Origin of the sequence: Streptomyces aureus (assembly GCF_001418135.1) — a bacterium.
Lineage (GTDB): Bacteria > Actinomycetota > Actinomycetes > Streptomycetales > Streptomycetaceae > Streptomyces > Streptomyces aureus_A.
The window spans coordinates 1-7727 of sequence record NZ_LIPQ01000609.1; the positions used below are offsets into that span (position 1 = coordinate 1).

A 7727-nucleotide genomic window follows, 5' to 3' on the forward strand; every position below is an offset into this window, starting at 1 on the left:
GTGGCACCGGCCGGTGCCACGGGCTTGGTGCCGCCGCTCATCTTCAGCGCCAGGCCGAACTTCTTGACCTTCGCGTTCTCGGCCAGCGCGGCGAGGTCGACGTACACCTCGGTCAGCTCGCCGTTCTTGAGCGTGAAGTCGGCCGAGACCTTGGTGTCGGGGGTGTCCTTCAGGTCCTTGTCCGACGGCAGGTCCATGCCGGGCGGCAGGTCCTTGGTGAGCGGACGGAGCTCGCCGATCATTCCCGTGAGCAGGCTGCGGAGCGGGGCCGTGGCGGTGATGTGCTCGGTGCCGTCCTGGCCGCCGGCCGTCTTGAAGTCGACCTCACGGGCGATGACCTCGCGAAGGGCCTCCACGAGCTTCTTCTGGGTCTTGGGGTCCAGAGAGGCCTCCGGCGACGGCGTGGCGCCGGGAGCCTCGCCCATCTCCTCGGCCATCTCCTGGCCGGCCTTCTCCATCTCCTTGGTGTTGAACTTGACCCACTCGCCCGCGAGCACCTTCTTGAGGCCCTTCGCCTCCGGAGGCAGCTGGTCGGCCGGCGGCATGGGCATGTCCATCGCCTTGCCGAGGGCCTCGACGTCGGACCGGACGTACGTGTAGTCGCCGACGACGCGGTAGTCGAGGAGGTCACCGCCCGAGGTGCTGACCTTCATGGCCATACCGACGAAGTCCTTCTCCTCGGACTCGTCGATCGCCTTCTTCGACTCCACCGTGACGCTGATCTTCGCACCGCTGATCAGCTCCGCGGCCTCGTCGGGGATCTCCTCGCCGGGCGCCGGGTCCGACTCGGCGTCCATCAGCTTGAGGGTCTTCGCGTCGACGTCCAGGTCCAGCTCGAAGGAGATCGACTTCTCCTTGCCCAGCTTCTCGAAGGCCTGGTCCAGCTTCTTCCCGGCGGAAAGCTGCTCCACCGTGCCGCAGGCGGCCGAACCCGCCAGGACGGCGCCGACGACGGCGGTTGCGGTGAGGGTCTTGCGTATGGCGGTGATGATGGTCTCCTCATAGGTTCGATCACCGGCGTGATCGATCAGGAGACTCACGACCGCGCCGAATGGTTGCCCCGCTCTCCGTGTTCCCTGCGTCACCCCGGGACAGGGAGCCCTTCGTCCCAAGACAGGAAGGGGGCTGCCGACCGGGTGTGAACTCCCCTGGTTGTCACCTTCTTCGAACGACTACCTCCACGTGCTCCCGGGAACGCGCGTGAGCAGGTCGACGGGCAGGCGAACACGGGCCCGTACCGGCATGGGTACCGCGAGCCCGGCCCGCCCCTCGTGCCGGCCGAACCGGCACGAGGAGCAGAGCCGCCGCGGTCGCGTCAGGCGACGGCGGTTCCCTCGAGTTCGACCATCTGGCCCGGGATCGCCAGTCGCGTCACCCCGAGCATCGTGGTGGGCGGCGCCACCCCGGCGGCGCCCAGCCGGCCCGCCAGCTCGCCGTAGTGCCGGAAGAGCAGGTCGACGTCGGTCGTATAGACGTTGAGCCGCACCAGGTTCGCGAGGGACATGCCGGCCTCGGCGAGCACGGCCTCGACGTTGTCCAGGCTCAGCGCCAACTGCCCCGCCATGTCGCCCTCGTGCCGCGGCTTGCCCTCGTCGCTCATCGCGGTCTGGCCCGAGACGTAGAGGGTCCGTGTGTGCCCGGAGACGAGCTCACCCTGGTTGAACCCCATCTCCACCGACCACGTCACCGGGTTGACCGCGGTTCGCTCCATCACCACATCAGCTCCGTTCGATTCGTTCGACTCGTGTCGACCCACAGGGAGTACGTACGTCCATCGCCGTGGCGGCCGCCTGCTCCGACGTCGTGCTGACGAGCCTCCCAACAAATCACGACACCCTTGGTCATGTATTCCGTTAGCGTTCTCCCATGCGCGCCGACCGGCTGGTCTCCCTGGTGCTCCTGCTGCGTCAGCGGGGTCGTCTGACCGCGGACACGCTGGCCCGTGAGCTGGGGGTGTCCACCCGCACCGTGCTGCGCGACATCGAGGCGCTCTCCGCGGCCGGTGTCCCCGTCTACGCCGAGCGCGGCCGGCACGGCGGCTTCGCCCTGTTGCCCGGGTTCCGGACCGAGCTCACCGGGCTGAACCACGACGAGGCACTTGCCCTGCTGACCGCCGGATCGGGGCGCGGGGAGCAGGCGTTCGGCCTCGGGTCGGCGCGTGCCTCGGCCATGCGGAAGGTCCTCGACGCGCTGCCCGAGAACGACCGGGCCACCGCGAGCGACGCGGTCCGGCGCTTTCTCGTCGAGCCGGAGGCGGACCTGCTCTCACGGAGGGCGGTCGCCGACGAGGTACCCGGAACCACGATGATCGAGGTCCGGCGCGCGGTGCTCGCCGGACACAAACTGCGCATCCACTACGCGGCCACGGGCCAGGACCCGGAGTGGCGCACGGTGGACCCGATCGGCCTGGTGACGGTGCGCGGCCGGGGCTACCTGCTGGCCACGCGAGCCGGCGCGGACCGCACGTACCGGCTGTCACGGGTCTTGGCCGCCGAGGAACTGGCCGAGACCGCCGAGCGGCCCCACCGGGTCGACCTGGACCGGATCTGGCGGGAACGCTCCGCGCGGTTCCTCGGCGACGACCACCTCGTCGTGCTGGTACGGGTGAACCCGGCGCGCCGGGAGGACCTGCTGGACACGGCGGTGGCCGTACGCGCCGAAGAACCGGACGCGGACGGCCGGCTGCGTCTGGAGCTGACCTACCAGGACTCACGCCACGCCGAATGGGCCTTGTGGCAGCTCGGCATGGACGCGGAGGCCCTGGCACCGCGGTCCCTGCGCACCGCCCTGCACGACCGCGCCGCCGCACTCGCCAACCGATACGGAGGAGCCGCTTCCTGAGTCTGTGCCCACACCGTGCGCACGGCGCTCCTCCGGACCTCCGCCTACGGGAAGACGCGACGAACTGCACCGAGGGCGGGACCTTCTGGCGGAACAACCTTGTCCGGCAGCTCGCCGACGGGTGAGGTGGTCACCATGACATCCTCGTACCCCGCCTTCGTGCCCCTGCTGATCGGCATCGTCGTCGCCGCCCTGACCGCCTTCGGTCTCCTCGGGTACGGCTTCCCGGCGATCGGCCGGGGGGCCGTGGCCCGAGGCGGCGCCGCGCTCGCCGGAGCCCTCGCCGCGGTCGCCTACGCCTGGGGCCTGGTGTCGCTCTTCCGCGACGAGAGCGGCACCTCCCAGGCCTGCCAGGACGCGGACCCCGGGCTGTACGGGCAGGTGAACGGCTTCAGCGTGTCCTATCTGCCCCCTGGCCTCGACTGCCGTCTGACATCCGGGGGTTCGTACGCGGCGGCCGTCCCCGACTTCCTCACGCCCGTGATGACGGGCAGTGCGGTGATCGCGGTGACACTCGCCCTGCTCGCCGTCGCCGAACACCGCCGCACCACCCCGTCCGGGCACTCCCGGAATCCCGCGTCTGCTCGGCGTTCCGGGCATCCCGAGCAGAAGAACACGTGAACGCCACTCGGGCACGGGGCCGTTCGTGCTGCGCCGGTTCCGGACCGTGAGGGCGCGCCGGTGGTCCGGCAGGACGGCGTGGGGGTGGAACGAGGTGTGTGCGCGTGCCACCGTTGCGGCGGACACCGTCAGAACAGGCCTCTGACGAAGTCGAAGAACCAGTTCATGCCGACGACCACGAGGATCGCGAGCCCGATCAGGACCACGTAGAACCAGGAACAGCCGCCGCCGGCGTCCACCTGGTGCTCGTCCCGACCGCCCAGCTCTCCGTCGAACAGGTCCACTTTCGTCCCCTCTCCCCACCCGGGCCACCCGGACTCCCCGGCCCGTATGGACGCACTCTCGCACCCCCGGGTTCCGGAGCCGAAGGGGTCGCGTACTCAGGTGCGTACTCAGAAGACAGGCCGGGTACCCGGGCGGTGAGGCGGAGGAACGGCCTAGCGGTCGCGGAACATCGGCCTCGCCCACGCGGGCGGGTCCCGCGGCGGGGTCAGCGGCTCCCGGCCCTTCGTCACGACCGGCCCGACACCGCCCGTCGTCAGCGCCGCCCGCAGCTCGGCCACGAACTCCAGGCACGTCCCGTACCGCTCCTCGGGCGTCTTCGCCAGCGCCTTCGCGAACACCGCGTCCGCCGACTCCGGCAGCCCCGGCCGGACCTCGGAGAGCGGCGGCGGAGGGTCGTACTGCTGCGCCCACAGCACCGCCCAGTCGGTGTCGCGGCGGAACGGCGGCGCTCCCACCAGCGTCTCGAACACCACACACGCCAGGCTGTACACGTCGCACCGGCCGTCCACCGGCTTCCCCGAGATCTGTTCGGGCGCCACGTAGTCCAGCGTGCCCACGAACTCGCCCACCGTGGTGAACCCCGTCAGCGACAGCGACTTCTTCGTCAGGCCGAAGTCCGTGAGGTACACGTGCTCCGGATGGTCCCGGTCCGTACCCTCCGCGACCAGGATGTTGCCGGGCTTCACATCCCGGTGCACCAGGTCGTGGGCGTGCGCCGCGTCCAGGGCCGAGGCCACCTGTACGGCGATCCGCCCCGCCTTCCCCGGCGGCAGCGGCCCCTCGCGGTCCAGCAGGGCCGCCAGGTCCTGCCCGGCCACGTACCGCATGGCGATGTACAGCACCCCCTCCGTCTCGCCCGCGTCGAAGACCGGCACGATGTGGGGGTGGTCGATCGAGGCGGCGACCCGCGACTCGTGCGCGAAGCGCCTGCGGAAGGTGTCGTTACGGGCCAGCTCGGGAGCGAGCAGCTTCAGTGCCACCGTCCGGTCGAGCCGCAGGTCCCGCGCCCGGTACACGACCGCCATCCCGCCGCGGCCGATCTCCCTCTCCACCCGGTAGCCCGCGACCTCCTTGCCGAGGAGTCCGGAGGCACGGCCCGCCGGCAGCTCCGGTTCGTCGCGCGGCGCGCCGGCCATCACTCCTCACCGGCCGTTCGGGGCGGAGGGCTCTCCACGATCTGGGTGGGCGGCGGCGCCGGGGCCGCGGCGGGGCCCGCCTGCGGCAGCGGCACGGCCTGGGTCGGCGGCGGTCCGGCGGCCGGCGGCGGGGCGCCCCGCAGCACCACCTGGGTCGGCTCGTGGTCGAGGGGCGCGGGCGCGGGCTCATCGTGACCGTCGGCTTCCCCGGCATCGTCGGTCTTCGCCGCGTCGTCGGCGGGGGAGACCGGGGACGCCGGGGAGGCGATCGAGGGCGCCGACGACGCCGCGTAGGTACTCAGCCCCACCCCGTCGCAGTACACCCACCGCTCGTGCTCCGCGTCGTACAGCCACACCGACTCGCCGTCGACGACCATGCCCACCCGGAGCCCGCGCGTCCGCAGCCGGAAGTTCTCACCGTCGAGGCGCCCCGCCCCCAGCGCCTCCGCCGCCCGCCGGTAGCGGCCGAGCGCGTCCTCGGCGCGGGCGATCAGCGGGCGCGGGTCGGCGGTCCTGGTGAGCGGCTGCCCCGCCGCCGGCGGATCGTCCGGGACGGTGACGAGGAGCCGCGCGTCGACCCAGGCCGTCCAGCCGTTGGAGCAGAGGATCCGCCCCCAGTCGCCGGCCCGCTCCTCCAGGCGTACCGGCAGGAACGCGTCGAGCGGCGTCGTGGGCAGCCCCGGATCCGGCTCCTCCCAGGTGTCGAGACCGTCGCGCGGTACGACATGGGTGGGCCGGAAGTCCGGCACGTACTCGGGTACGGGGACGCTCACGGGCCTACCTCCGCATGACGACCGGCTCGTGGCGGCGCAGCAGCCGCGCCACGACCACACCGATGACGAGACAGAGCACCACCATCATGCCCATGTCGAACAGCCAGGCCGTCGCGGTGTGGTCCATCAACGGATCCGCCGTCTTGTCGCTCGGCGACACCGTCCCGATGTCGACCGTGGCGCCCATCGCCGCGAACGCCCACCGTGACGGCACCAGCCAGGCCAGCTGCTCCAGGACGGGCGTCCCCCGTACGGTCAGGAGCGCCCCGCAGAACACCACCTGCACGATCGCGAGGAGGACGAGCAGCGGCATCGTCACCTCCTCCTTGCGGACCAGGGCGGAGACGAGCAGACCGAGCATCATCGCCGTGAACGAGAGCAGCGCGACGGCGAGGGTGATCTCCACGAGCGGCGGCATCAGGACGCCCTTGCCGCCGGGCACGTTCAGCGGGACGCCGATCAGGGCCACCAGGGTCAGGACGACCGCCTGGACGACCGTGATCGCACCGAGCACGACGATCTTGGAGGCGAGGTACGCCGAGCGGGACAGGCCGACGGCTCTCTCGCGCCGGTAGATCGTGCGTTCCTTGACCAGTTCACGGACGGCGTTCGCCGCGCCGGTGAGGACGCCGCCCACACAGAGGATGAGCAGGACGTTCAGCGTCGACTCCTGATTGAAGCCGCCCTCGGACAGCGCCCGGGCCATCGCCCCCATCACGAACGGCAACGCGATCATGATGGCCAGGAACGTGCGGTCGGCGGAGAGCGCGGCGGCGTACCGGCGGACGAGCGTCCGCAGCTGGGAGCCCCAGCTCTGCGCCTTCGGCGGCGGGGCCGGTTCCCGCTCCGCGGGGGAGGCCCCCGGCACGGGGACGTTCGGGCGGGCCGTCGCGTCGGCGACGTACCGGCGGTGGAAGCGGGAGGACCGGTACAGCCCGGCCCAGTCGCGCTCCCGGTCGTTCTCGAAGGCCTCGAAGGCCTCCGGCCACTCGTCGAAACCGAAGAAGCCGAGGGCCTCGGCGGGCGGCCCGTAGTAGGCGACCCGGCCGCCGGGCGCGAGGACGAGCAACCGGTCGCACACGTCGAGGCTGAGCACGCTGTGCGTGACGACGACGACCGTGCGGCCGTCGTCGGCGAGCCCGCGCAGCATGTGCATCACGGACCGGTCCATGCCCGGGTCGAGGCCGGACGTCGGCTCGTCGAGGAAGAGCAGCGAGGGTTTGGTGAGCAGTTCGAGCGCGACGCTCACCCGCTTGCGCTGGCCGCCGGAGAGGCTGTGGATCGGCTGCTGCGCGCGCTCCACGAGTCCCAGCTCCTGGATCACCTCGTCCACCCGGGCCCGCCGCTCGTCGGGTTCGGTGTCCTCCGGGAAGCGCAGCTCGGCGGCGTACCCGAGGGCCCTGCGCACGGTCAGCTGGAGGTGCAGGATGTCGTCCTGCGGGACGAGCCCGATGCGCTGCCGGAGCTCGGCGTAGTCCCGGTACAGGTCACGGCCGTCGTAGAGCACCGTGCCCCGGTCGGCGGGGCGCTGCCCGGTGAGCGCGCCCAGGAGTGTCGACTTCCCGGCGCCGGACGGTCCGACGACCCCGAGCAGGCACTTCTCGCCCACGGGGAACGACACCTCGTCGAGGAGGGTCTTGCGCCCGTGGTCGACGGTGACGGCGAGCGACTGGACGTCCAGGGAGACCTCGCCGGTGTCGGTGAACTCGACGAGCTGCCCGCCGATGAGACAGAACGCGCAGTGACCGACGCCGACGATGTCGTCCGGCGTCACGCGGGCGTCGACGACGGGGGCGCCGTTGAGGTAGGTGCCGTTGTGACTGCCCAGGTCATGGATCCAGTACGTGCCGTCGGGATGGGCGCGCAGCTCGGCGTGGCGTCGGGAGACGACGAGATCGGGGACGACGACGTCGTTGTCGGGGGCACGGCCGATCCGGATGCTGTGGGCGGGCAACGGCCGTACGGACGTCGGCTGCCGGAACGTACCGGTGGCGGCGGGGTGCGAGACGGAGGAGGGCCGGGGCGGCGGCGTGTTCTGCGGGGTGACGAGGTCGGGGGGCACGGGGAAGGC

8 protein-coding genes are annotated in these 7727 nt (G+C 71.7%); 2 read left to right on the forward strand and 6 right to left on the reverse strand.

The window, feature by feature from the left end; genetic code table 11:
- Positions 1 to 1040, reverse strand: a 1040-nt coding sequence (locus AOK00_RS34950) for a hypothetical protein (protein WP_367870078.1), incomplete at its 3' end; no start/stop codon positions are given.
- 275 nt (positions 1041 to 1315) lie between these two features.
- Positions 1316 to 1711, reverse strand: a complete 396-nt coding sequence (locus tag AOK00_RS34955) for a RidA family protein (RefSeq protein ID WP_055604147.1) — start codon at positions 1709 to 1711, stop codon at positions 1316 to 1318.
- Positions 1712 to 1866: 155 nt separating this feature from the next.
- Here AOK00_RS34955 and AOK00_RS34960 point away from each other — a divergent pair, with 155 nt between their 5' ends.
- Together AOK00_RS34960 and AOK00_RS34965 are read left to right on the forward strand one after the other, a co-directional pair.
- Positions 1867 to 2841 (forward strand): helix-turn-helix transcriptional regulator, encoded by a 975-nt coding sequence (locus AOK00_RS34960; protein WP_055604142.1) that lies wholly within the window; start codon positions 1867 to 1869, stop codon positions 2839 to 2841.
- Positions 2842 to 2976: 135 nt separating this feature from the next.
- Positions 2977 to 3462: a hypothetical protein gene (locus AOK00_RS34965; RefSeq protein WP_159041927.1), complete on the forward strand. Its 486-nt coding sequence runs from the start codon at positions 2977 to 2979 to the stop codon at positions 3460 to 3462.
- 128 nt (positions 3463 to 3590) lie between these two features.
- Here the strand turns inward: AOK00_RS34965 and AOK00_RS39580 are convergent, their stop codons facing one another.
- From AOK00_RS39580 to AOK00_RS34980, 4 genes are all read right to left on the reverse strand, one after another.
- The gene (locus AOK00_RS39580) at positions 3591 to 3746 is read right to left on the reverse strand and encodes a hypothetical protein (RefSeq protein WP_173861729.1); all 156 of its coding nucleotides are present in this window, start codon (positions 3744 to 3746) and stop codon (positions 3591 to 3593) included.
- A gap of 153 nt (positions 3747 to 3899) precedes the next feature.
- The gene (locus AOK00_RS34970; RefSeq protein ID WP_055604144.1) at positions 3900 to 4883 is read right to left on the reverse strand and encodes a serine/threonine-protein kinase; all 984 of its coding nucleotides are present in this window, start codon (positions 4881 to 4883) and stop codon (positions 3900 to 3902) included.
- Entirely contained in the window at positions 4883 to 5656 is a 774-nt protein-coding gene (locus AOK00_RS34975; protein WP_055604145.1) for a hypothetical protein, read from the reverse strand. Before AOK00_RS34975 ends, AOK00_RS34970 begins: the two co-directional genes overlap by 1 nt.
- A 4-nt stretch (positions 5657 to 5660) precedes the next feature.
- On the reverse strand, positions 5661 to 7727 hold a 2067-nt coding region (locus tag AOK00_RS34980), incomplete at its 5' end, for an ATP-binding cassette domain-containing protein (RefSeq protein WP_055604148.1).